Source organism: Burkholderia sp. BCC1977, from assembly GCF_905339595.1.
Taxonomy (GTDB): domain Bacteria; phylum Pseudomonadota; class Gammaproteobacteria; order Burkholderiales; family Burkholderiaceae; genus Burkholderia.
Window position 1 is genome coordinate 64,194 of the sequence record NZ_CAJPGQ010000021.1, and the last position, 21,990, is coordinate 86,183.

Sequence of the window (21,990 nt, forward strand, 5' to 3'; positions counted from 1 at the left end):
GGCAATGAAGAACGAACACACCACGTTGCTCGTCATCGGTGGCGGTCCGGGCGGTTACGTCGCCGCGATTCGCGCGGGACAGCTCGGCATTCCGACGGTGCTCGTCGAGCGCGAGCGGCTCGGCGGCACGTGCCTGAACATCGGCTGCATTCCGTCGAAGGCGCTGATCCATGTCGCCGACGCGTTCGAGCAGGCGCGCGGGCAGGCCGGCGAGGGGATGCTCGGGATTCGCGTGCGTACGCCGGAGATCGACATCGGGAAAAGCGTCGCGTGGAAGGACGGCATCGTCGAGCGGCTCACGCGCGGCGTCGGCGCACTGCTGAAGAAGCACGGCGTGCGCGTGCTGCATGGCGACGCGTGCGTGGTCGACGGCAAGACGGTCGACGTCGTCGCCGGCGACCACACGACGCGGATCGCATGCGAGCACCTGTTGCTCGCGACGGGTTCGGAACCGGTCGCGCTGCCGTCGATGCCGTTCGGCGGGCACGTCGTGTCGTCGACCGAGGCGCTGTCGCCCGCGTCGTTGCCGAAGCGGCTGGTCGTCGTCGGCGCCGGGTACATCGGGCTCGAACTCGGGACCGTCTATCGCAAGCTCGGCGTCGACGTCGGCATTGTCGAGGCGGCGGAGCGCGTGCTGCCCGCGTACGACGCGGAACTCGCGAAGCCGGTCGCCGATTCGCTCGTGCGGCTCGGCGTCGGGCTGTGGCTGGGCCACAAGGTGCTGGGCCTCGCGAGCGACGGCGCGGTGCGCGTGCAGGCACCCGACGGCACGGAAAAGACGCTGCCGGCCGATCGCGTGCTGGTCGCGGTCGGCCGCCGGCCGCGCGTCGACGGCTTCGGGCTCGAATCGCTGCCGCTCGATCGCAACGGCCGCGCGCTGCGTATCGACGACGAATGCCGGACGTCGATGCGCAACGTATGGGCGATCGGCGACGTCGCCGGCGAGCCGATGCTCGCGCATCGCGCGATGGCGCAGGGCGAGATGGTGGCCGAGCTGATCGCGGGACGCCGCCGCAAGTTCATGCCGGCATCGATCCCGGCCGTGTGCTTCACCGATCCCGAGGTCGTCACGTCCGGCTGGTCGCCCGACGACGCGAAGGCGGCCGGTGTCGACTGCATCAGCGCGTCGTTTCCGTTCGCGGCGAACGGCCGCGCGATGACGCTGCAGGCGACCGACGGTTTCGTGCGCGTCGTCGCGCGGCGCGACACGCACCTGATCGTCGGCTGGCAGGCGGTCGGGCGCGGCGTGTCGGAACTGGCCGCGGCGTTCTCGCAGTCGCTCGAGATGGGTGCGCGGCTCGAGGACATCGGCGGCACGATCCACGCGCATCCGACGCTCGGCGAAGCGATGCAGGAGGCGGCGTTGCGCGCGCTGGGACATCCGTTGCATGTGTGAGCATGTGCCGGCAGGTGCGGCCTAACGAAGCCCCGCGGCGGCGGGGCTTTGTTGCCTGCGTCGGTTGCAGGCGTCGGTTGCGGATTGCCCGCCCCGGATTCGACATGGCGTTTCAGGCGGGAGATATCCGGACTGCGAACGATCGATCAAGGTCGGCGACGCGAAAGCCGGCGCGTGGCCGTTCGCATGGCCCGAGCGACGTTTGTTGGCCGAGGCGCGAACGACCCGTTCGGCGTTGCCTTGCGAGATGCGTCGACGGGCCCACGCCGCAGGCGGTCACGAAGGCATGCGCGCGCCAGCGGGCTGGGCCGTCACGTCGCGATAGAACGCATCGATCGCGTCCACCATCTGCGCAAGCCCCGGCTGTTCGAGCGGATAGTGGCCGGCGTTGTCGAGCATCACGACCTTGACCGGCACGTCGCGGATGCGCGCGAGGTGCTGAGCAGCGCGACCGGCAAGGACGCGGTCGCACTCGCGGGCCGCTATCTGGCGCTGACCTGTACGTTCGTCGGGATGACGTACCGTCGCGCCGGGCGACACGACGCGATCGGGTTCGACGCGTCGCCGGAACTGTCCGCGCCGCTGCAGCGCTTCTTCGTCGAGCGCGCGATGGGTGTGACCTGCCGCGTGCTGCGCGATGTGATCGGCGGCGCGTTCGAACTCGCGACGTTCGACCTGACGTACGACGCGGAACCGGGCGGCCGGCAGGTACTCGGCACGCCGCTCCGGTACGGGCAGCCGGCCAGCGCGATCACGTTCGAGCACGCACATCTCGAACGGCCGTTGCCGCAGGCCAACGCCGCGGCCGCCGCGACCGCCGCGATGTGCGAGCGCATGTGCGCGGAGCTTATCTCGCGCCGGCGCACGCGCGTCGACCTCGTGTCGTTCCTGAATGAATACCTCGCCACGCGGCCGTTCGACCGGCCGCCGCAACTGAAGGACATCGCGACGCTGCTGAACACGAGCGAGCGCACGCTGAAGCGCCGGCTGCAGGAAGCGGGCGCCAGCTTCCGCGAGATCTCGAACGCGGTGCGCAAGGCGCGCGCGCAGACGCTGATCGCCGAAGGGCGGCTGTCGACCAAGGAGATCGCGGAGGAACTGGGGTTCAGCGACATGTCGTCGTTCTCGCAGGCGTACGAGTGGTGGACCGGTGTCGCGCCGAGCGTGTCGCTGCTGGCGGGAACGGGTTCGTAGCGGGCGGGATGCGGGTTGCGGTTGACCCTCCCGCGCGAACCGTTCATCGTGTCGATTCCACGCCGATTCACCGGCCCCAACACGGAACCCCCTGTCATGAAACTGTTGCTCGTCGGCGCGACCGGACTCGTCGGGCGCCACGTCCTCGAAGCCGCGCTGGCTGACGCGCGGGTGGACCAGGTCGTCGTGCTCGCGCGCCGGCCGTTGTCGCCGCATCCAAAGATGCGCGCACCCGAGGTCGACTTCGATCACTTGCCCGAGGCGGCCGACTGGTGGCAGGCCGACGCGGTGATCTGCACGCTCGGCACCACGATGCGGGTCGCGGGCTCGCAGGCTGCGTTCCGCCGCGTCGATCACGACTATCCGCTCGCGGTCGCGCGTCTCGCGCACCGGTCCGGCACGCCGACCTACGTGCTGAATTCCGCGCTCGGCGCGGACCCGGCGTCGCGCATCTTCTACAACCGCGTGAAGGGCGAGGTCGAGCGTGGGCTCGCGGGCATCGGGTTCGCGTCGCTCACCTGCGTGCGGCCGGGCCTGATCGGCGGCAGCCGCGACGAATTCCGGCTCGGCGAACGGATGCTGGTCCTTGCGCTGGGCGTCGCCGGGCCGCTGTTGCCGCGGAAGTGGCGCGTGAATCCCGCGCCGCGCATTGCCCGCGCGCTGCTCGACGCCGCGCTCGACGCGCGCCCGGGCGTGCAGGTCATCGGATCGGAACGGCTCGTCTGAACCGTAACGGGCAACGCGCCTCCGGCGCGCCCGGCCGGCACGGATGAACGAGCGGACTGCCCGTGCGGACTATTCGCGCGCGAAACCGCCGAGCGGGCCGAACTGTTCCGCGAGCGCATCGCAGAACGCGTCCAGCGCTTCGCCGCCGTCGCTGTTGCGCGGCGTCGCGAGCTGGAATTCGACGGTGTGGCTCAGTGTGTTCGCGAGCAGCCTGCGCATCTTGCCGGCCTCGACCCATGGCGCCGCGACATGGTCGGGCAGGAAGCCGACGTGCGCGCCGGACAGGATGAAGATCACGTCGGCATCGACATTTTCGGAGAACGCGGTCGGCTGCGCGTTGCGCAGCGCCGAGCCGGCGGTGTGGGTCTTGTAGAGCCGCGCGACGTTGCTTGCGCGCGCGACGTCGTTCACCGACACGGTTTTTTTCGCGGCCAGCGGATGCCGGGCGCCGCAATGGAGCGACTGCCGTTCGACGAACAGCGGCGTGTAGTGCAGGCCGGCCTGGTGCCCGGAGAAATAGCCGATCGCGAGTTGCAGCTCGCCTTTCAGCAGCTTGCGCTCCAGCTCGTCGGGTGCGACCGCGAGCATCTCGATCAGCACGTCCGGCGCCTGCGCGCGAAAACGGCCGACGGCGGTCGCGATCGCTTCGACGACGTGCGGTGCGAGCCGCTCCGACAAGCCGATGCGCAGTTCGCCGAGCAGCGTGCCCGACACGTGCTGCGTATCGCGCGTAAAGGCGTCCATTGCCTGCAACAGGCGCCGCGTCGACTGCAGCACGCGCTCGCCCTTCGGCGTGAGCCGGAAGCCGCGCTTGCCGCGTTCGCACAGCCGGAAGCCGATGCGCGTCTCGAGCTTCGCCATCTGCGTGCTGATCGTCGACGGCGCCATCCCGAGCGTGCCTTGCGCCGCGCTGAAGCCGCCGCTCTCGACGATCGTGACGAAGAGCCGCAGCAATTGCACATCCAGGTCTCTCAAGCGGGTCAGCATGGCAATACATCGCGTTTTGTGAAGTCAGCTTATGTTAGTTCATATTTTTCGTCGGATGCGGGCGCGGCAGAATCGGGCACGAGGTCGCCAGCCGGGCGACCGGTGTCCCCATCAGACAGGAATCCGACGATGAGCCAGAACGATCTCGCGTTCACGCGCGACAGCCTTTACGGCACGCAGGCCGAGCCGACCTTCGCCGGTGCGACGAGCTTCATGCGCCGGCGCTTCAGCCGCGATCTCGCCGGCGTCGATCTCGCGATCACCGGCGTGCCGTTCGATGCGGCCGCGTCGCACCGGCCCGGCACGCGCTTCGGTCCGCGCGGGCTGCGGATCGCGTCGACCGGCATTGCGTGGGAACGTCCGTGGCCGTGGGCGTTCGATCCGTTCGACGTGCTGGCCGCGGTCGACTACGGCGATTGCGCGTTCGATCTCGGGCAGCCCGGATCGGTGCCGGACGCGATCGAACGGCATGCGGATGCGATCCTCGGGCGCGGCTGCGCGATGCTGACGCTCGGCGGCGATCACTTCATCACGTATCCGTTGCTGAAGGCGCATGCGAAGGTGCACGGGCCGCTGTCGCTCGTGCATTTCGATGCGCACACCGACACGTGGCCCGATCGCGACGCCAAGCGCATCGATCACGGCACGATGTTCTATCACGCGGCGCGGGAAGGGTGGGTCGTGCCCGAGCGGTCGGCGCAGATCGGCATCCGCACGACCAACGACGAGCCGATGGGCTTCGAGATCCAGGATGCGCGCAGCGTGCATGCGTCGACGCCTGCCGCGGTCGCCGCGCGGATTCGCGAACGCGTCGGCGATCATCCCGTCTACCTGACGTTCGACATCGACTGTCTCGATCCGGCCTACGCGCCGGGCACCGGCACGCCGGTCTCGGGCGGATTGTCGAGCCATCAGGCGCTCGAGATCCTGCGTCACCTGGACGGCATCAACCTGGTCGGGATGGACGTGGTCGAAGTGTCGCCGCCGTACGATCATGCGGAAATCACGTCGCTGGCCGGCGCGACGATCGCGCTGGAACTCGTCTGCCTGTACGCGTCGCGCCGTCGCGGCGCGCGGTGACGGCGAACGGAGCCATGCACGATGAATGAACCGGTCTACCGCCGCGCGGTTCCCGACGACGCGGCCGACTGCATCGCACTGCGCGGCAGGACGCGCGAGAACGCATTCACCGAAGCGCAGTTGCGCGAGTTGGGCATCACCGTCGCAAGCTGGCGCGACGGGATCCGCGACGGCCTGTTTCCCGGTTACGTCTGCCGCGTGAGCGGCCGCATGGCCGGCTACTGCTTCGGTGACGCCGATTCGGGCGAGATCCTGGTGCTGGCGGTGCTGCCCGAGTACGAAGGGGCGGGGATCGGCAAGCGATTGCTTCGGCACGTGATCGATGCGTTCGCGGCGAACGGCTTCACGACGCTGTTTCTCGGTTGCTCGACCGACCCGGCATCGCGCTCGTACGGCTTCTACCGGCATCTCGGGTGGACGCCGACCGGAAAGCCGGACGATGCCGGCGACGAAATCCTGACGCTTCGGATCGGGCCCGCGTAAGACTGTTTCGTCATACCCGACGACGAGCGGGACGTCGCGCGCGTGCTGACCTACGATGGAGAGATCGTGTCCATCGTCTGCCGAACCATGTGCACCCACTACCGCGCCCCCGATGAAGACCCGGGCATCAGCGAGCTGAGGATCGGCATCGGCGACCTGTTTCGCCGCGATCCCTGGGAACCGGACGTGTATCCCGATTACGCGGCGCCCATCGCGCGTGCCGACGGCGACGGTCTCGAGGTCGTCGGCGCGGTGTTCGGCTTCTGGCCGAAGTTCATGCAGCCCGAGCGTCTCGACGAGCACGGCCGCAAAAGAAAGAAGCTCGATACGGTGAATGCGCGCGTGGAAACGGTCGGCTCGTCGCGGCTCTACGGCAACGCCTGGCGCAGCGGCCAGCGCTGCCTGATTCCGGTGCGCTGGATCGTCGAGCCGTGCTACGAGACGGGCCGCAACGTGTGGCACCGGATCGGCGTCGACGGCTGGCAGCCGTGCTGCGTCGCCGGCATCTGGCGGCGTTACGAAGCGGCCGACGGCCGCGAGCGAATCGGCATGACGATGCTCACGGTCAATGCCGACGATCATCCGCTGTTCGCGCGCATGCACCGGCCCGGCGACGAGAAGCGGGGCGTCGTGATGCTGCGTCGCGACGACTACGACGCGTGGCTGCACGCGCGCGACGTCGAGGCGGCGCGGCGCATGCTGAATCTCCTTCCCGCCGGCGACATGGTCGCCGCACCCGATCAGGCGGGCCCCGCCGGCGCCTGATTGCATTTTTCATTCGCCTTTCAGGTGCGCGTCCGGCGGCTCTGCAGGTCCGACGCGAGCCGTTTTATCAGACGATTTCGAAAATTGCCGGATACCGGGTAATCACTGATATCACCCAAGTTGTATATACAAGATCATCCGCTGGCAATGTCGGCACACGTCGTGCCGGTTGCGCGCCAGCGTGCAGACCGTGCGTGCATGGCGCATGCCGGCGATCCACGGCGCACCCGACGAGCCGAAAGGGCGGCTCGGCACGTTACCTGTCTCGTCTCAACCATTTGTGATCCTCAGTATCTTGGAGATTTTCCCGTGTCAACGAATCCCAGTGGAAAAGCCGGCGGTCTGATCGAGGTACGCTCGATCGATTTCATTCCAGAAGCCGAACGCCACGGCGGGCTGCTGAGCCAGTTCACGCTGTGGCTGTCGGCGAACATGCAGATCACGGCCATCGTCACGGGGGCGCTCGCGGTCGTGCTCGGCGGCGACGTGTTCTGGTCGCTGGTCGCGCTGCTGCTCGGCCAGCTCATCGGCGGCGCGGTGATGGCGCTGCACGGCGCGCAGGGGCCGCAGCTCGGGTTGCCGCAGATGATTTCGAGCCGCGTGCAGTTCGGCGTCTATGGCGCGATGATCCCGATCGTGCTCGTGTGCCTGATGTACATCGGCTTTTCCGCCAGCGGTTCGGTGCTCGCCGGGCAGGCCGTCGCGCAACTGCTGCACGTCGACGACGCGGCCGGCATCCTGCTGTTCGCGGCCGTGATCGTCGTGCTGACGGTGTTCGGCTATCGCGCGATTCACTTCGTCGGCCGGATCGCCAGCGTGATCGGCATCGTCGCGTTCGTCTACATGTTCACGCAGTTGTTCGCGAACCACGACGTCGGCGCGCTGCTCGCGAACAAGCACTTCTCGCTCGCGAGCTTCCTGCTGTCGATGTCGCTGTCCGCGTCGTGGCAGATCGCGTTCGGCCCATACGTCGCCGACTACTCGCGCTACCTGCCGCGCTCGACGTCGTCGGTCGCCACGTTCCTCGCGGTCGGCCTCGGCTCGGTGATCGGCGCGCAGGCGGCGATGGTGTTCGGCGTGTTCGCGGCCGCGCTGGCCGGCAGCCAGTTCGCGCACCACGAGGTGTCGTATATCGTCGGCCTCGGCTCGACGGGCGCCGTGGCGGCCTTGCTGTATTTCAGCATCGCGTTCGGCAAGGTGACGGTGACCGCGCTCAACGCCTACGGCAGCTTCATGTCGATGGCGACGATCGTCAGCGGTTTCCGCGGCAAGGGCGCGGTATCGTCGCGCAGCCGTCTCGTGTACATCTTCGGGATGATCTGCGTGTCGACGCTGATCGCGCTCGCCGGCCGCCATTCGTTCCTGAAGGAGTTCACCGCGTTCATCCTGTTCCTGCTCGCGTTCTTCACGCCGTGGAGCGCGATCAACCTGGTCGACTACTACTGCTTCACGCGCTCGCGCTACGACGTGCCGGCGCTGTCCGATCCGGACGGCCGCTACGGCCGCTGGAACGTGATGGCGATCACGATCTACGTGGTCGGCATCCTGGTGCAGCTGCCGTTCATGTCGACGCACATCTACACGGGCCCGCTCGTCGACGCGCTCGGCGGCACCGACATCTCGTGGATCCTCGGCCTTATCGTTCCGGCCGTGCTGTACTACATCGGCGCGCGTGCGTCGCGACGCAGCATCCCCGAACGCCTGATCCTGCCGCTCGAACGCGGCGAGGCTCACAACTGACGCATCGCGTCGTCCGTCGGGCCGGCCTGCAGCCGGCCTGAGCGGCCCGCCGCGCCGATCCCGGCGCGATCGGCAGCCGCGCTGTCCATCATCTTCGTTATCCGCGATGCCGGCATGGCAGACCACCATGCCCGGCATCGTTCCATTCTCCTTTCATTGAATAGTATGACTAAGAAAATAAACGCACGAGGCAATCGTTCCCGGGCGCGCTCGGCGCATGCCGGTCTTCGCATGGCCGTCGCGGCCGCATGCCTGGGCGGGTCGGGCGCCGCGCTCGCGCAGGACGGCGTCACGCTGTACGGCGTGATCGACGAATTCGCGCAGTACGTGAACACCGGCAACGGCTACACCGCGGCGATCGGCTCGGGCGGCCAGTGGGGCAGCCGCTTCGGGATGAAGGGCGGCGAGGACATCGGCGGCGGCCAGAAGATCGAGTTCGCGCTCGAGAACGGCTTCAATCCGAACGACGGTTCGCTCGCGAGTTCGGGCAGCATGTTCAATCGTCAGGCGTGGGTCGGACTCGCGGGGCAGTGGGGCAAGGTACGCGCGGGCCGCCAGAATTCGCCGCTGTTCAACGACCAGGGCGGGCAGGATGCGTTCGGCGGCGTCACGCAGGCGTCCGGCATGGACAACCTGACCGTGTTCTCGTTCCGCACCAGCAATACGCTGTCGTACCGGAGCCCCGAGATCGCCGGCTTCCAGGCCGGGCTGTACTTCGGCTTCGGCGACGCGGGCGGCGTGCGCTCGGCGGGCTCGAGCCAGCAGTTCGACGTGACCTACGAGCACGGGCCGTTCGCGGCGTTCGTCGCGGGGCAGTGGCTGAAGAACACGACGGCGACCACGACCGATCGCACGCTGATGGCCGGCGCGTCGTACGCGATCGGCAAGGCGACCGTGTACGGCGGCTTCTCCGCGGTGAAGTGGGCCGATCTCGGCATCGATTCGCGCGTCTACGGGCTGTCGGTCAAGTACCAGCTCAACCCGGCGAACTACGTCGCGCTCGGCTATGCGTATCTGCACGACCAGACGTCGCAAGGCGACAACGCGGACCAGTTCGGGCTGATGTACGAATACGACCTGTCGAAGCGCACGAGCTTCTACGGCGCGCTGTCGTACCTGCGCAACCGCAACCAGGCCGGCTACACGCTCGCCGGTGCGGCGAACCCGGGCTTGCCGCTTGCGTATCCGGGCGCGAACGCGCGCGGCGTGCAGCTCGGCATCGTGCATCGCTTCTGACGGTGCAGCGGGCGCCGGTCCGCCTGGGTCGGCGCCTGCTTCCTTCCTTGTGCGCAGGCGCGCATTCGCGTGCCTACATTCCCAGCCGTTCCGCGAGCGAATGACGCTGCATGCAGCGCTCCATCGCGTCGAGGAACGCCTGCTCGGCCGCGTTCATCTTGCGGTCGCGATGCCACAGCAGGAACACGTCGACGTCGACGAGGCCGTCGTCGGGCGGCAGCCGCCACAGGCGTTGCTGCGCGATGTCGTCGCGCACGATGTGCTCGGGCAGGCAGCCGATCCCGTAACCGGCGAAGATCAGTCGCCGCACTTCCTCGAGGCTCGGCGACGACGCGACGATGCGCCCGGTGAAACCCTTCTGGTCGCGGAACACGGTGAGCGGCGACAGGCTGTCGCCGATCTGGTCGCTCGTAAACGACACGAAGTTCTCCGCGAGCAGGTCGTCCATCCGTAATTGCGTCTGCCCGAACAGCCGGTGATGGCGGCCGCAGTAGATCGCATAGCGCTGGCGCAGGAAGCAGCGCATCTCCAGCTTGTCGTGCGGCGTGCGGCACAGGCCGAGCCCGGCGGTGGCCGTCTTCTGCAGCAGTGACGACAGGATGTCCGACGAGCGCATCACTTCGATCTGCAGGTCGATGCGCGGATACGCGCGATGGAAGTCGGCGAGGAATTCGTCGTAGACGGGCGACTCGATGCGGCTCACCGTCAGCAGCCGGATCGAGCCGGTGAGGTCGGCCGTGCTGTCGTCGAGCTCCGTCTCGAGGCGCGACACGCCGCCGTAGATGTCGCTCGCGATCCGGTACACGGCTTCGCCCGCCGGCGTCGGCGCGAAGTGCGCGCCGCGCCGCTCGATCAGCTTGCGCTCGAGCGCCTCCTCGAGCCGCCGCAGCGCCTGGCTCACGGCCGGCTGCGTCACGTGCAGGCGCGCGGCCGCACGGCTTACGCTGCGCTCCTGCATGATCACCAGGTAGGTGCGCAGCAGGTTCCAGTCGAGGCGGTCGTTGAGGAAGGGGGCGAGGTCGGCGCGCATCGGGTCTCCGGGCGAGGCATCGGGGTGGTCATTAGTTGAATTTATACGCGAAATAATAACTTGAAATTTGACTAATGATATGCGGTCGCCGATAAAGGAGGGGTGCCGCACCGTGCGGCGCGAGGCCGCGACAGACGGCCGGCCATCACGATATTGCGCGTGCCGCGGCGCGCGTCAGGAGCCAGCATGACCCAGTCCCTTCCTTCCGCCCGCCAGCCGGCGCGTGCCGCGACGGCCGCGTTCATCGGCACGATGATCGAGTGGTACGACTTCTACATCTACGCGACCGCCGCCGCGCTCGTGTTCGGTGAACTCTATTTCCCGTCGCACGACCCCTTCGTCAGCACGATGGCCTCGTTCGCGACGTTCGCGGTCGGCTTCTTCGCGCGCCCGCTCGGCGGCATCGTGTTCGGCCACCTCGGCGACCGCATCGGCCGCAAGAAGGCGCTGATGACGACGCTGATGATGATGGGTGTCGCGACCGTGTGCGTCGGGCTGCTGCCCGACTACTCGAAGGTCGGCATGCTCGCGCCGGTGTTGCTGGTCGCGCTGCGCGTCGTGCAGGGGATCGCGGTCGGCGGCGAGTGGGGCGGCGCGGTGTTGATGGCGGGCGAACACGCGCCGCAGGGCCGCCGCACGTTCTTCGCGTCGTTCGCGCAGCTCGGCAGCCCGGCCGGGCTGATCCTGTCGCTGGTCGCGTTCCGCGCGGTCACGTCGATGGACAAGGCCGACTTCCTGGCGTGGGGCTGGCGCCTGCCGTTTCTCGCGAGCTCGGTGCTGCTGGTCGTCGGCATCCTGATCCGGCTCGGCGTGAACGAGTCGCCGGAGTTCGCGCGCGTGAAGGAGGCGAACCGCACCGTGAAGCTGCCGGTTGCCGAAGTGTTCCGCTCCGCGTCGGGGCTCGTGCTGCTCTGCATCGGCGCGAACACGATCGGGATCGCGGGCGTCTATTTCACCAACACCTTCATGATCGCGTACACGACGCAGTACGTCGGCGTGTCGCGCTCGCTGATCCTCGACAGCCTGTTCGCGGTCGCGATCATCCAGTTCATCACGCAGCCGATCGCCGCATGGATCGCCGAGCGCATCGGCGGCGCGCGGTTCCTGAAGATCGCCGCACTGCTGGCGATGCTGTCGCCGTACCCGATGTTCATGCTCGTGCAGGGCGGCACGTCCGCGTCGCTCGTCGCGGGCATCGCGCTCGCGGTCGTGTGCATGGCCGGCTTCTATTCGGTGATCGCCGGCTTCGTGAGCGGCGTGTTTCCCGCGCACGTGCGCTATTCGGCGATCTCGCTCGCGTACCAGGTCTGCGGCGCGATCGCGGGCGGCCTGACGCCGCTCGTCGGCACCTGGCTCGCGCATCGCTTCGCGGGCCAGTGGTGGCCGCTCGCGGTGTTCTACACGTGTCTCGCCGGCATCTCGCTGCTGTCCATCGTCGCGCTCGACGCACGCCGCGCGGCCCGGCCGGCCGCCGCCGAAGCGCTCGGCTCGCACTGAACCTCAATGAACGAATTCATCGGAGTGCACATGAAAGACCTGTTGGAAATCGACGGTGCCCGCCTGTGGCAGAGCCTGGCCGACATGGCGCGCATCGGCGCGACGCCGCGCGGCGGCGTGCGGCGCCTCGCGCTGAGCGACGACGACCGGCGCGGGCGCGAGCTGTTCGCGCAGTGGTGCCGCGACGCGGGGATGACGGTGAGCGTCGACGCGGTCGGCAACCTGTTCGCGCGGCGTGCCGGCACCGATGCGCAGGCCGCGCCGGTGCTGATCGGCAGCCATCTCGACACGCAACCCGAAGGCGGGCGCTTCGACGGCGTGTACGGCGTGCTCGCCGCACTCGAACTCGTGCGCACGCTGAACGACGCGGGCATCGCGACCGACAAGCCGCTCGAGATCGTGTCGTGGACCAACGAGGAGGGCGCGCGTTTCGCCCCGGCGATGCTCGGCTCGGCGGTGTTTACGGGCGCGCTGCCGCTCGACGACGCGCTTGCGAAGCAGGACGCCGACGGCATCACGCTCGGCGCCGCGCTGGACGCATGCGGCTGTCGTGGCACGCGCGTGCCGGGCGGCGCGGTCGACGCGTATTTCGAAGCGCATATCGAACAGGGCCCGGTGCTCGAGGCGAACGCCACGACGATCGGCATCGTCACGGGCGGGCAGGCGATCCGCTGGCTCAACGTGAGCGTGACGGGCGTGGCCGCGCATGCGGGCACGACGCCGATGCCGTATCGCAAGGACGCGTATTTCGCGAGCGCGCAGATGGCGCTCGAACTGGAACGGATCGTCGCCGGCTACGCGCCGCGCGGGCTCGCGACGATCGGGCAGGTCGGCATCCGCAACGCATCGCGCAACACGATCGCCGGCGACGTGACGTTTACCGTCGACCTGCGCCATCACGACGATGCGCAAGTCGATGCGATGGAGCGCGACCTGCGCGACGCCTGCGCGCGTGTGGCCGCCGCGCGCGGCGTGCAGGTGTCGATCGATACCTGCTGGCGCAGCCCGCCGACGCCGTTCGACCGTGCCTGCGTCGAAATGGTCGCACAGGCGGCGGACGCATTCGGCTACACGAGCGAGCGGATCGTCAGCGGCGCCGGTCACGATGCGATCCTGCTCGCGCGCCGCGTGCCGACCGCGATGGTGTTCATCCCGTGCGTCGACGGGCTGTCGCACAACGAGGCCGAGGACGCGTTGCCCGACGACGTGACGCGCGGCACGAACGTGCTGCTCCACGCGGTGCTCGCGCGTGCGGGCACCGCGACGCGCGTGGCCGGCGGGATGGCCACGGCAGTGCACGATGCATGACACGGCGAATCGACGAGGACCCACGATGAAAACCTATTTCCACCCCGAACAGTTGCTGCACCATCCGCGCACCTACCTGTCGCGCGGCAGGATGCGCGAGCCGCAGGAAGTGCCCGAGCGCGCGGCGCGGCTGGTCGCGGCGGTGCGCGCGCTCGACTTCGACGTGCGGGAGCCGGCCGACCGCGGCACCGCGCCGATCGCCGCCGTGCACGACATGAACTACCTGCGCTTTCTCGAGGAAGCGCACCGCGACTGGAAGCGGATGCCCGACGACTGGGGCGACGAAGTGATGTCGAACGTGTTCGTGCGCGACCCGAACCCGCTGCGCGGCGTGCTCGCGAAGGCCGCGCGCTATCTGGCCGACGGCAGCTGCCCGATCGGCGCGAACACGTGGCGCGCCGCGTACTGGTCCGCGCAGAGCGCGCTCGCGGCGGCAGCGGACGTCAACGACGGCGCGCGCGATGCGTACGCGCTGTGCCGGCCGCCCGGCCACCATGCGCGTCGCGATGCGGCGGGCGGTTTCTGCTACCTGAACAATGCGGCGATCGCCGCGCAGGCGCTGCGCGGCCGCCATCGCCGGGTCGCGATCCTCGATACCGACATGCATCACGGGCAGGGCGTGCAGGAGATCTTCTACGGCCGCGACGACGTGCTGTACGTATCGATCCACGGCGACCCGACCAATTTCTATCCGGTCGTCGCCGGTTACGAGGACGAGACGGGCGCGGGGGCCGGCGACGGCTACAACCTGAACCTGCCGATGCCGCACGGCGCGCCGGAGGCGGCGTTCTTCGAGCGGCTCGACGATGCGCTGCGCGCGCTCGCGCGGTTCCAGCCGGATGCGCTCGTGCTCGCGCTCGGCTTCGACATCTACAAGGACGACCCGCAATCGCAGGTGGCCGTCACGACCGACGGGTTCGGCCGGCTCGGCGGCGCGCTCGGCGCGCTCGGGTTGCCGACGGTGATCGTGCAGGAAGGCGGCTATCACCTCGAGAGCCTCGACGCGAACGCACGTGCGTTCTTCGGCGGGTTCGCCGCCGCGCGCTGATACGTCGATACGTCGATACGTCGATACGTCGATACGTCGATACGTCGATACGTCGATACGTCGGTACGTCGAAGCACCGGCGCGCGATGCGCGGCCCGTGAACGAAAACGCCCGCGTCGGAATCAGCGCGGGCGTTTTTCAATTGCGGTGCCGCGTACCGGCACCACGCGGATCGGCGGGCGCTTACGAATTCGCGGCGACCGGCGCGCGGCGGCGCTGGATCATCTGCAGCGCGACGAGCGCAAGCCCTGCCGCGGCGATCAGCCCGCCGACGAGCGGCACCGCCGCGTAGCCGAAGCCGGCCGAGATCGCCGCGCCGCCGGCTGCCGCGCCGACCGCGTTGCCGAGGTTGAACGCGCCGATGTTGACGGCCGAGGCGAGGCCCGGCGCTTCGTGTGCGGCACGCATCACGCGCATCTGCAGCGGCGGGACCACCGCGAACGTCGCGACACCCCAGACCAGCAGCGTGACCGCGGCGCCGGCATGCGTGCGGGCGAGCAGCGGGAACGCGGCCATCGTCACGATCAGCAGCACCAGGAAGCCGATCAGCGTGCCGTCGAGCGAGCGGTCGGCGAGGCGGCCGCCGGCGATGTTGCCGATCGAGAAGCCGACGCCGATCAGCACCAGCATCGCGGTGACGAAGCCGGGCGTCGCACCGGTCAGGTGTTCGAGCGTCGGGGCGACATACGTGTACAGCGTGAACATCGCGCCGGCGCCGAGCACCGTGGTCCCGAGCGCGCCGAGCACGACCGGGCGCGTCAGCACCGACAGTTCGGCACGCAGGTTCGGCATCTTGCCGGCCTCGCCCTTCGGCAGCGCGGCGAACAGGCCGGCGATCGCGATCAGGCCGAGCACCGCGGTTGCCGCGAACGACATGCGCCAGCCGATCATCTGGCCGAGCCAGGTCGCGGCCGGCACGCCGCCGACGTTCGCGATCGTGAGGCCCATGAACATCGTCGCGACCGCGCTGGCCTGCTTTTCACGCGGCACGAGGCTGGCCGCGACCACCGAGCCGAGCCCGAAGAACGCGCCGTGGTTCAGGCTCGTGACGAGTCGTGCGAGCAGCAGCGTCGTGTAGTCGGGTGCGACGGCCGACAGCAGGTTGCCGATCGTGAAGATCGACATCAGCGCGATCAGCGCCGAGCGGCGCGACCAGCGCGCGAGCAGCAGCGTCATCAGCGGCGCGCCCGCCATCACGCCGATCGCATACGCGCTGATCAGCATGCCGGCCTGCGGAATCGACACGTGCACGCCGTCGGCGATCACGGGCAACAGGCCCATCGGCGAGAACTCGGTCGTGCCGATGCCGAACGCACCGGCGGCGAGCGCCAGCAACGGCAGCGCGGCGCTGCCGCCCGGGCGGGAAGGAGAAGAAGTCGTGGTGTTCACGCGATGCGCTCCTGTAAGCATTGGGCAACGGCACCGGGCCGTTGTGGACAGGGTGAAGTGTGCCTGCGTTACTTTTGCGGAAAAAGCCGTATCCGAGCGAAATTATCTTGATTTCATGTCAATAATGCGGGGTTGGGGCAGCATGCGCATACGGTCCGCCGGGCGGGGCTTCCCGCGATTCGCCGGCCCGCCGCCGGCCGTGCGGACGATCGAACCCGGGTCCGGGAGAAAGGTTTTCGTCATCGGACCGAACGCGGCGTCCGTGCGCATGTGTGCGAGCCGGTTGCGCGTCGCGCTCGATACGCGGCCGGTTTTCGGTGCGATACGGGCGGCCTGCGGGCGCGGGCTGGCGCACGGCGTCGTCAGGCCGGTCGGGTGACGGGCCGGCACGGCCGGCTGGTGCCGGCGCGAGCGCGCCATCCTTCCCGCCAATCCTTGATCGGCACGGCTTGCCGCCAAAAAAATCCCCGGTCACAGGGGGACCGTGACCGGGGCGGAAAGGCATCCTCTCTTTGGCACGAGGGTTGGATGCGGGCGCAGTATATTTCGCGGCATGACGTTTCGAAGTGACGTTAAACGGCCTTTTTGGGTGCCAATTTAAAAATTCCGGCGTGACGGCGTCGGCCGTCATCAATTTGAAAGATGTTTCGTGCGCTCGGACGGAGGTTTTTAGTGCGCGGTGACCGCCATGTCGGCCGTCGTGCGAAGCGACCGCGCGCGGCCGAATCCGCTGCCATGCGATTAGGCGGAATCCGACGATGGCGCGCGGGTCGCGCGTGCCGGACCGGTTGATCAGTCCGCCTGTTCGGCCGTGTCGCGCACGGCCTCGAGAAACCGCGCGACGACGGGAGAAGCCGGTGTCGCCGCACCGTCGAACACGAACTCGATGTCGAAGCGGCTCGCGAGTTCGTCGAGCGCGACGAGCCGGACCGTGCGCGGGCATGTCGACGCCGCGCTTTCCGGCACGAACGCGCAGCCCATGCCGGCCGCGACGAGACCGATCAGCGTCGGGATGTCGCTGCCGACCTGGGCGATGCGCGGCGTGAAGCCGGCACGGTCACACTGCGTCATCAGGAAGCGGTGGTGCGCGGCGGAGCGCTGCGCGTCGAACCAGACGAACGGTTCGTGCGCGACGTCGGCGAGCGTGCGCGGCGCGGGGAAGCGGCCGCCGGGCGGTGCGGGCATCGCGAGCACGAAGCGGTCGCTCAGCAGCCGCACACCCGACAGATGCGGCGCCTCGTCACGGCGCCACGCCATGATGCCGCCGTCGAGCTGGCCGCGCGTCAGTGCCGCCGCCTGTTCGGCCGACAGCATCGGCGCGATCGACAGCTTCACGTCCGGACACGCGTCGCGAAACGCCTTCAGCACGTTCGCGACCACCGGCAGCGGCAGGCAGTTCGGCAGCGCGCCGAGGCGCAGTTCGCCGAGCTGGCCGGCCGCGCTGCGCAACGCGCGTTCGCGGCTGTCCTGCAACGTCGCGAGCAGGCCGGTCGCGTCCTGCAGGAAACTCGCGCCGGCCGCCGTGAGCGTGACGCCCGTCGCGCGGCGGATCAGCAGCGGCGTGCCGATCGCGTCCTCGAGCTCGCGAATCTGCCGCGACAGCGCAGGCTGGACGATGCCGGCCGCGCGGGCGCCGGCCATCACGCTGCCGGCTTGCGCGACGGCCACGAAGTAACGCAGGTGACGCAGTTCGATCCGGCGCATGCGGTGTCGGCTCCGGTTTTCGGTTTTGATTCGTCGGGTATGCCTGACAAGCATAGCAAATGCCATTAGATGGTATTGGAAAGCATGGCGGGCGTGCCGTACGATGGTCGACGTTGCCGGGCCTGTTTACAGGCCGCGTGCGTTCTCCCGTTCCCCTTGTCCCGACCGTGTCCCGCACCATGCCGCTTCATATCCAGACCCCGTATATCCGCTCGCAAATCGCGTCGCGCCGTCTCGGTACCGACATCCGGCTGAAGCTCGACGCGCTGCAGCCGTCCGGCTCGTTCAAATTGCGCGGCATCGGCGCGGTGTGCGAAGCGCGGCATGCGGCCGGTGCGCGCCGGTTCGTGTCGTCGTCGGGCGGCAATGCGGGCATCGCGGTCGCGTATTGCGGTCGCGGGCTCGGTGTGCCGGTGCTCGTCGTCGTGCCGGAAACCGCGTCGGCCCGCGCGCGCGAGCTGATCCGCGTCGAGGGCGCGGAGGTGGTCGTGCACGGCGCGAGCTGGGCCGAGGCGAACGCGTTCGCGCTGTCGGCCGTCGGCGCGCAGGACGCGTTCGTGCATCCGTTCGACGACCCCGTGCTGTGGCAGGGGCACGCGACGATGATCGACGAGATGGCGGCGACCGGCCCGAAACCCGACGCGGTCGTGCTCGCGGTCGGCGGCGGCGGGCTGCTGTGCGGCGTGCTCGAGGGGCTCGCGCGCAACGGCTGGCACGACGTGCCGGTCGTCGCGGTCGAGACGGAAGGCGCCGACAGCTACGCGCGCTCGGTCGCGCACGGCCATCCGGTCGAATTGCCGGCGATCACGAGCATCGCGACGTCGCTCGGCGCGAAGCGGCCGTGCGACACGGCGGTCGAATGGGCGAAGCGGCACGCGATCCATCCGGTCGTCGTGTCCGATGCGCAGGCGGTGGCTGCGTCGCTGCGGTTCCTGGACGAGCACCGGATCGTCGTCGAGCCGGCGTGCGGCGCCGCGCTGGCCGCGCTCGAACAACGGGTGCCGGTGCTGGCTTCGGCGTCGGACATCGCGGTGATCGTATGCGGCGGCGTGACGGCGACCGTCGAGCAGCTGCAGACGCTGAACGCGACGTTGCGGTAATGCGCTCGGGCGTGTGACGCAGCGCAGCCGGACGGTGATGCGGACGAAGACGTCACGGTGAAGTGACGGCGGGGCGGGACCGATCGCGGGCGTCTGCGGAATCGGGGTTGCGTGTCGTCTGTCGCGACGGGCTGTTCCCGATCGCCGGTTACGTCACGACGCGCACGCGCAACCGGTTTCCGGGAGTCCGGCCGGCTCGTCGGAGGATGACGGGGAGGGGCGCACGTGGCGCGACGGGCGCGACGGGCGCACGGCGCGGGGAGAAGGTCGCGCGGTCAGTTCGCGGACGGCGCGCTGGCACCGGTCGGTGCGGACGAGGCGACGGGGTCGGCAGCAGCGGGTGCGGACGTCTTGCCTGCCGGCGTCGGCGCAGCGTTCGAGGGCGTCGGCGCGGATGCCGCCGGCGCAGGCACGGCCGATGCCGGCGTGGCAGCGGCAGACGCCGATGTGGCCGGGGTCGAAGCGGAAGCGGGGGCCGAGGCTGATGCGGGCGTCGAAGCCGAAGCGGGCGCCGAGGTCGCAGCAGGTGCCGAAGCCTGCGCCGAACCCGAACCCGGCACCGAACCCGAAGCCGGCACCGAAGCCGGCACCGAAGCAGCCGGCACCGAACCCACCCCAGCCCCCGACACGCCAGCCCGCATCGCCCTTGGCGCGACCACGGCCGATGCCGCGGCCGGCACCGCCGGCACGACCGACGTGCCCGAAGCCGGCGCGACGCCCGGCACCGACAGCGGTACCGGCGCGGCCGGCGGCGTCGGGACGACCGGCGTCGTCATCTTCATCGGCTCGCCCTGCGGCGTCGGCGCCGGTTCGGGCAGCGGCGCGACGGGCTCCTTCTCGGCCGCCTTCACGGTCGCGCGATCGCGGCGGGCCGGATCGATCTTCAGGAAATGCTCGACGAGATTGAAGAAGCGCTCGTAGAACACGCCGGCGGGAATCGTCTCGCTCGCGGTCTTCACGAGCGCGTCGTCGCTCGACCCGATCGGCAGCGACAGCGAACCGAACACGCTGAGCCCGACGCTCGCCGACGTATTCGACTTCTTCAGCGTGTAGCGGTCCTGCACCGCGTTCACGTAGGCGATGCTCGACGAGCCGTCGGCATTCGCGTCCGCGCACACGACGTGGAACTCGATCACGACGTGCATGTCGTTGCTCGGCTGGAAATTCTTGCTGCCGTCGACCGCGTCATTGCGCGACGACGACACGACATAGCCCTGGCTCAGCAGCGCGCGACGCGCGGCCTCGCAGGACGCGTCGGATTTCGAGTGGAACGTGTGCGCATACGGGCTGCTCGTCGCGTCGAACTGTTCCTGCTGGTAGATCGGCTTGGGCGGCGACGAGCACGCCGCCAGCACGGTCGCGGCCGCGAGCGCGCACGAAACGGAAAACAGGCGAAATCGGTTGTGCATGGCGTCTTTCAAAGGGCTCGGCGAGATGCCGCGCGGGGCTGCGGGCGCAACGCACGCAGCGGCGGGGCCGGTGCGATGCGCGTGGCAATCTCGTATGGCCGGGGCGTCATTATAGTTTCGTTTGATGTCGCGCTCGCTTCAGCCGGCCGGCGCCGGCCGCGCGGCGGCGAGCAGTTGCGACGCCAGCGGATGGTGTTCGCCGCGCCGCGAGCGGATCGCATGGATCTCCTCGGTCACGTCGCCCGCCCGGCCGAGCCGGCGCAGACCGCGCAGCAACGATGCGTCGTTCGCGCCGAGTTCGCTGAGCGGAAACACGCCGAGGCCGCGCGCCGCGAACACGGCCATCAGCGCGCTGTCCTCGAATTCCCCGGCCACGCGCGGCACGATCCGTTCCCGTTCCAGCCACAGGTCCAGACGCGCGCGCAGCGCCGAATGGGCGGTCGGCAGCAGCACCGGCAGCTCGGCGAGGCACTGCGGAAAGCGCTGGCGCGCGGCCGGCGTGACGAGCGCCGCGGGCCCGTACCAGTCGACCGGCGACGCGACGAGCCGCTCGCTCGTCACGCGCAGGTTCGACCCCGACGGCGCGCCCTGGCCCGCCAGCACGAGGTCGAGGTGATGCAGGGCCAGTTCCGCGAGCAGCGCGTCGTGCTCGCCCTCGTGGCACAGCAGCCGCAGCGTGGGCGTATCGAGCACCGGCGCGAGGATCGCATGCGCGGCGAGCTTCGAGATCCCGTCCGCGAGGCCGACTGCGAGCCGCACGGTCGGCTGGCTGGCCGCGGCGCGCACTTCGTCGGGAATCAGCCGGCCCATCTCGAAGATGACTTCGGCGCGCGCATACGCGGCCTGGCCGGCATCGGTCATCGCGACGCCGCGCCCGGCCGGGCGCAGCAGTTGGTGGCCGAGCGACTTTTCCAGTTCGCGAACCTGCGCGCTGATCGTCTGCACGGCCATGTCGAGCCGCTCCGCGGCGCGCGCGAAACCGCCTTCCTTCACCACGACCCAGAAATAGTACAGATGTCGAAAATTCAGCATCGGATCAATATTTCGTAAAAACCGAACCAAAGATCAGATTCTCTCTGATTTTTTCGAAGTCGTGGGGCGCCTATCATCGGGCTTTCCACATTCGAATCGGCCCTTTTCATGGACTACCTGCTGACGCTTGCCGCCGACCCCGCCGTCTGGGCCGCGCTCCTGACGCTCGTCGTGATGGAAGTCGTGCTCGGCATCGACAACCTGATCTTCATCTCGATCCTCAGCAACAAGCTGCCCGAAGCGCAGCGCGCCCGCACGCAGCGCCTCGGCATCGCGCTCGCGCTCGTGATGCGTCTCGGGTTGCTCGGCAGCGTCGCGTGGATCGCGAGCCTGACCGAACCCGTGTTCACGCTGTTCGACCACGCGTTCTCGTGGCGCGACATGATCCTGCTGTCGGGCGGCCTGTTCCTCGTGTGGAAGGCGACCACCGAGATCCATCACCACGTGTCGCATGACGGCGACGGCGCGGGCGGGTCCGGCGGCGCGGCCGGCCTGACGGTGTGGGCCGCCATCGGCCAGATCGTGATGCTCGACATCGTGTTCTCGATCGACAGCATCGTGACCGCGATCGGCATGACCGAGCACATTCCGATCATGTTCGTCGCGGTGATCGTCGCGGTGTCCGTGATGCTGTTCGCCGCGCAGCCGCTCGCACGCTTCATCGACCGCAACCCGACCGTCGTGATGCTCGCGCTGTCGTTCCTCGTCGTGATCGGCATGACGCTGATCGCGGAAGGCTTCGGGTCGCACGTGCCGAAGGGCTATATCTACGCGGCGATGGCGTTCTCGGCATTCGTCGAGGGCATGAACATGCTGGCGCGGCGCGCGAAGACGAAGCGCGCGGCGCGAGGCGAAGGCCACTGAGT

Annotated in this window: 20 protein-coding genes; 13 read left to right on the forward strand and 7 right to left on the reverse strand. The window is 69.0% G+C overall.

The genetic code is table 11. The features are described 5' to 3' along the window. Nucleotides 1–4 precede the first annotated feature (4 nt). Nucleotides 5–1,396, forward strand: a complete 1,392-nt coding sequence (gene lpdA / locus U5771_RS18695) for a dihydrolipoyl dehydrogenase (RefSeq protein WP_322025341.1) — start codon at nt 5–7, stop codon at nt 1,394–1,396. A gap of 276 nt (nt 1,397–1,672) precedes the next feature. Here the strand turns inward: lpdA and U5771_RS18700 are convergent, their stop codons facing one another. Further along, nucleotides 1,673–1,813: a hypothetical protein gene (locus U5771_RS18700; protein WP_322025342.1), complete on the reverse strand. Its 141-nt coding sequence runs from the start codon at nt 1,811–1,813 to the stop codon at nt 1,673–1,675. Between the two features lie 18 nt (nt 1,814–1,831). Between U5771_RS18700 and U5771_RS18705 the strand changes: the two genes are divergently transcribed. Further along, nucleotides 1,832–2,590, forward strand: coding sequence for an AraC family transcriptional regulator (locus U5771_RS18705; protein WP_322025343.1), 759 nt, complete (start codon nt 1,832–1,834; stop codon nt 2,588–2,590). A gap of 96 nt (nt 2,591–2,686) precedes the next feature. Continuing rightward, nucleotides 2,687–3,316 carry an NAD-dependent epimerase/dehydratase family protein gene (locus U5771_RS18710; protein WP_322025344.1) on the forward strand — a complete coding sequence of 210 codons (630 nt, stop codon included), beginning with the start codon at nt 2,687–2,689 and terminating at the stop codon, nt 3,314–3,316. Nucleotides 3,317–3,385: 69 nt separating this feature from the next. On the opposite strand, the gene U5771_RS18715 is transcribed toward U5771_RS18710, so the two are convergent. Continuing rightward, a complete protein-coding gene (locus U5771_RS18715) occupies nt 3,386–4,303 on the reverse strand; it encodes a LysR family transcriptional regulator (protein ID WP_322025345.1) in 918 nt (305 codons plus the stop codon). Between the two features lie 129 nt (nt 4,304–4,432). On the opposite strand from U5771_RS18715, the gene speB reads away from it, so the two are divergent. The 5 genes from speB to U5771_RS18740 all read left to right on the forward strand — a co-directional run bounded on the left by speB (nt 4,433) and on the right by U5771_RS18740 (nt 9,607). After that, complete coding sequence (gene speB, locus U5771_RS18720) at nt 4,433–5,383, forward strand: agmatinase (RefSeq protein WP_322025346.1); 951 nt, start codon at nt 4,433–4,435, stop codon at nt 5,381–5,383. Nucleotides 5,384–5,404: 21 nt separating this feature from the next. Beyond that, complete coding sequence (locus tag U5771_RS18725) at nt 5,405–5,866, forward strand: GNAT family N-acetyltransferase (protein WP_322025347.1); 462 nt, start codon at nt 5,405–5,407, stop codon at nt 5,864–5,866. A gap of 87 nt (nt 5,867–5,953) precedes the next feature. After that, the gene (locus U5771_RS18730; RefSeq protein WP_322025394.1) at nt 5,954–6,631 is read left to right on the forward strand and encodes an SOS response-associated peptidase family protein; all 678 of its coding nucleotides are present in this window, start codon (nt 5,954–5,956) and stop codon (nt 6,629–6,631) included. Nucleotides 6,632–6,940: 309 nt separating this feature from the next. Continuing rightward, nucleotides 6,941–8,371, forward strand: a complete 1,431-nt coding sequence (locus U5771_RS18735) for a cytosine permease (RefSeq protein ID WP_322025348.1) — start codon at nt 6,941–6,943, stop codon at nt 8,369–8,371. A 165-nt stretch (nt 8,372–8,536) separates the two neighbouring features. Continuing rightward, nucleotides 8,537–9,607, forward strand: a complete 1,071-nt coding sequence (locus U5771_RS18740) for a porin (protein WP_322025349.1) — start codon at nt 8,537–8,539, stop codon at nt 9,605–9,607. Between the two features lie 73 nt (nt 9,608–9,680). On the opposite strand, the gene U5771_RS18745 is transcribed toward U5771_RS18740, so the two are convergent. Further along, nucleotides 9,681–10,637 (reverse strand): LysR family transcriptional regulator, encoded by a 957-nt coding sequence (locus U5771_RS18745; protein ID WP_124487628.1) that lies wholly within the window; start codon nt 10,635–10,637, stop codon nt 9,681–9,683. Between the two features lie 186 nt (nt 10,638–10,823). On the opposite strand from U5771_RS18745, the gene U5771_RS18750 reads away from it, so the two are divergent. From U5771_RS18750 to U5771_RS18760, 3 genes are read left to right on the forward strand one after another with little or no spacing between them, the layout of a single operon-like run. Next, nucleotides 10,824–12,134 (forward strand): MFS transporter, encoded by a 1,311-nt coding sequence (locus U5771_RS18750; protein WP_322025350.1) that lies wholly within the window; start codon nt 10,824–10,826, stop codon nt 12,132–12,134. A gap of 30 nt (nt 12,135–12,164) precedes the next feature. Continuing rightward, nucleotides 12,165–13,442, forward strand: coding sequence for a Zn-dependent hydrolase (locus U5771_RS18755; protein ID WP_322025351.1), 1,278 nt, complete (start codon nt 12,165–12,167; stop codon nt 13,440–13,442). Nucleotides 13,443–13,467: 25 nt separating this feature from the next. Continuing rightward, the gene (locus tag U5771_RS18760) at nt 13,468–14,490 is read left to right on the forward strand and encodes a histone deacetylase family protein (RefSeq protein WP_322025352.1); all 1,023 of its coding nucleotides are present in this window, start codon (nt 13,468–13,470) and stop codon (nt 14,488–14,490) included. Between the two features lie 183 nt (nt 14,491–14,673). Here the strand turns inward: U5771_RS18760 and U5771_RS18765 are convergent, their stop codons facing one another. Continuing rightward, nucleotides 14,674–15,879: an MFS transporter gene (locus tag U5771_RS18765; RefSeq protein WP_322025353.1), complete on the reverse strand. Its 1,206-nt coding sequence runs from the start codon at nt 15,877–15,879 to the stop codon at nt 14,674–14,676. A gap of 792 nt (nt 15,880–16,671) precedes the next feature. Next, nucleotides 16,672–17,583 (reverse strand): LysR family transcriptional regulator, encoded by a 912-nt coding sequence (locus U5771_RS18770; protein ID WP_322025354.1) that lies wholly within the window; start codon nt 17,581–17,583, stop codon nt 16,672–16,674. A 179-nt stretch (nt 17,584–17,762) separates the two neighbouring features. On the opposite strand from U5771_RS18770, the gene U5771_RS18775 reads away from it, so the two are divergent. Beyond that, nucleotides 17,763–18,683 carry a pyridoxal-phosphate dependent enzyme gene (locus tag U5771_RS18775; RefSeq protein WP_322025355.1) on the forward strand — a complete coding sequence of 307 codons (921 nt, stop codon included), beginning with the start codon at nt 17,763–17,765 and terminating at the stop codon, nt 18,681–18,683. Between the two features lie 275 nt (nt 18,684–18,958). Here U5771_RS18775 and U5771_RS18780 read toward each other — a convergent pair whose 3' ends face one another. Both U5771_RS18780 and U5771_RS18785 read right to left on the reverse strand, forming a co-directional pair. Continuing rightward, nucleotides 18,959–20,092: a DUF2242 domain-containing protein gene (locus U5771_RS18780; protein WP_322025356.1), complete on the reverse strand. Its 1,134-nt coding sequence runs from the start codon at nt 20,090–20,092 to the stop codon at nt 18,959–18,961. A gap of 138 nt (nt 20,093–20,230) precedes the next feature. Next, a complete protein-coding gene (locus tag U5771_RS18785) occupies nt 20,231–21,124 on the reverse strand; it encodes a LysR family transcriptional regulator (RefSeq protein ID WP_322025357.1) in 894 nt (297 codons plus the stop codon). A 108-nt stretch (nt 21,125–21,232) separates the two neighbouring features. Here U5771_RS18785 and U5771_RS18790 point away from each other — a divergent pair, with 108 nt between their 5' ends. Continuing rightward, nucleotides 21,233–21,988: a TerC family protein gene (locus tag U5771_RS18790; RefSeq protein ID WP_322025358.1), complete on the forward strand. Its 756-nt coding sequence runs from the start codon at nt 21,233–21,235 to the stop codon at nt 21,986–21,988. The last annotated feature ends 2 nt before the right edge of the window (nt 21,989–21,990 follow it).

Excerpts from the sequence above, each read along its gene's own strand:
- lpdA (WP_322025341.1), top strand. The coding sequence starts at position 5 with ATGAAGAACGAACACACCACGTTGCTCGTCATCGGTGGCGGTCCGGGC.
- U5771_RS18710 (WP_322025344.1), top strand. The coding sequence starts at position 2,687 with ATGAAACTGTTGCTCGTCGGCGCGACCGGACTCGTCGGGCGCCACGTC.
- U5771_RS18715 (WP_322025345.1), bottom strand. The coding sequence starts at position 4,303 with ATGCTGACCCGCTTGAGAGACCTGGATGTGCAATTGCTGCGGCTCTTC.
- speB (WP_322025346.1), top strand. The coding sequence starts at position 4,433 with ATGAGCCAGAACGATCTCGCGTTCACGCGCGACAGCCTTTACGGCACG.
- U5771_RS18725 (WP_322025347.1), top strand. The coding sequence starts at position 5,405 with ATGAATGAACCGGTCTACCGCCGCGCGGTTCCCGACGACGCGGCCGAC.
- U5771_RS18730 (WP_322025394.1), top strand. The coding sequence starts at position 5,954 with ATGTGCACCCACTACCGCGCCCCCGATGAAGACCCGGGCATCAGCGAG.
- U5771_RS18740 (WP_322025349.1), top strand. The coding sequence starts at position 8,537 with ATGACTAAGAAAATAAACGCACGAGGCAATCGTTCCCGGGCGCGCTCG.
- U5771_RS18745 (WP_124487628.1), bottom strand. The coding sequence starts at position 10,637 with ATGCGCGCCGACCTCGCCCCCTTCCTCAACGACCGCCTCGACTGGAAC.
- U5771_RS18750 (WP_322025350.1), top strand. The coding sequence starts at position 10,824 with ATGACCCAGTCCCTTCCTTCCGCCCGCCAGCCGGCGCGTGCCGCGACG.
- U5771_RS18755 (WP_322025351.1), top strand. The coding sequence starts at position 12,165 with ATGAAAGACCTGTTGGAAATCGACGGTGCCCGCCTGTGGCAGAGCCTG.
- U5771_RS18760 (WP_322025352.1), top strand. The coding sequence starts at position 13,468 with ATGAAAACCTATTTCCACCCCGAACAGTTGCTGCACCATCCGCGCACC.
- U5771_RS18770 (WP_322025354.1), bottom strand. The coding sequence starts at position 17,583 with ATGCGCCGGATCGAACTGCGTCACCTGCGTTACTTCGTGGCCGTCGCG.
- U5771_RS18775 (WP_322025355.1), top strand. The coding sequence starts at position 17,763 with ATGCCGCTTCATATCCAGACCCCGTATATCCGCTCGCAAATCGCGTCG.
- U5771_RS18780 (WP_322025356.1), bottom strand. The coding sequence starts at position 20,092 with ATGCACAACCGATTTCGCCTGTTTTCCGTTTCGTGCGCGCTCGCGGCC.
- U5771_RS18785 (WP_322025357.1), bottom strand. The coding sequence starts at position 21,124 with ATGCTGAATTTTCGACATCTGTACTATTTCTGGGTCGTGGTGAAGGAA.
- U5771_RS18790 (WP_322025358.1), top strand. The coding sequence starts at position 21,233 with ATGGACTACCTGCTGACGCTTGCCGCCGACCCCGCCGTCTGGGCCGCG.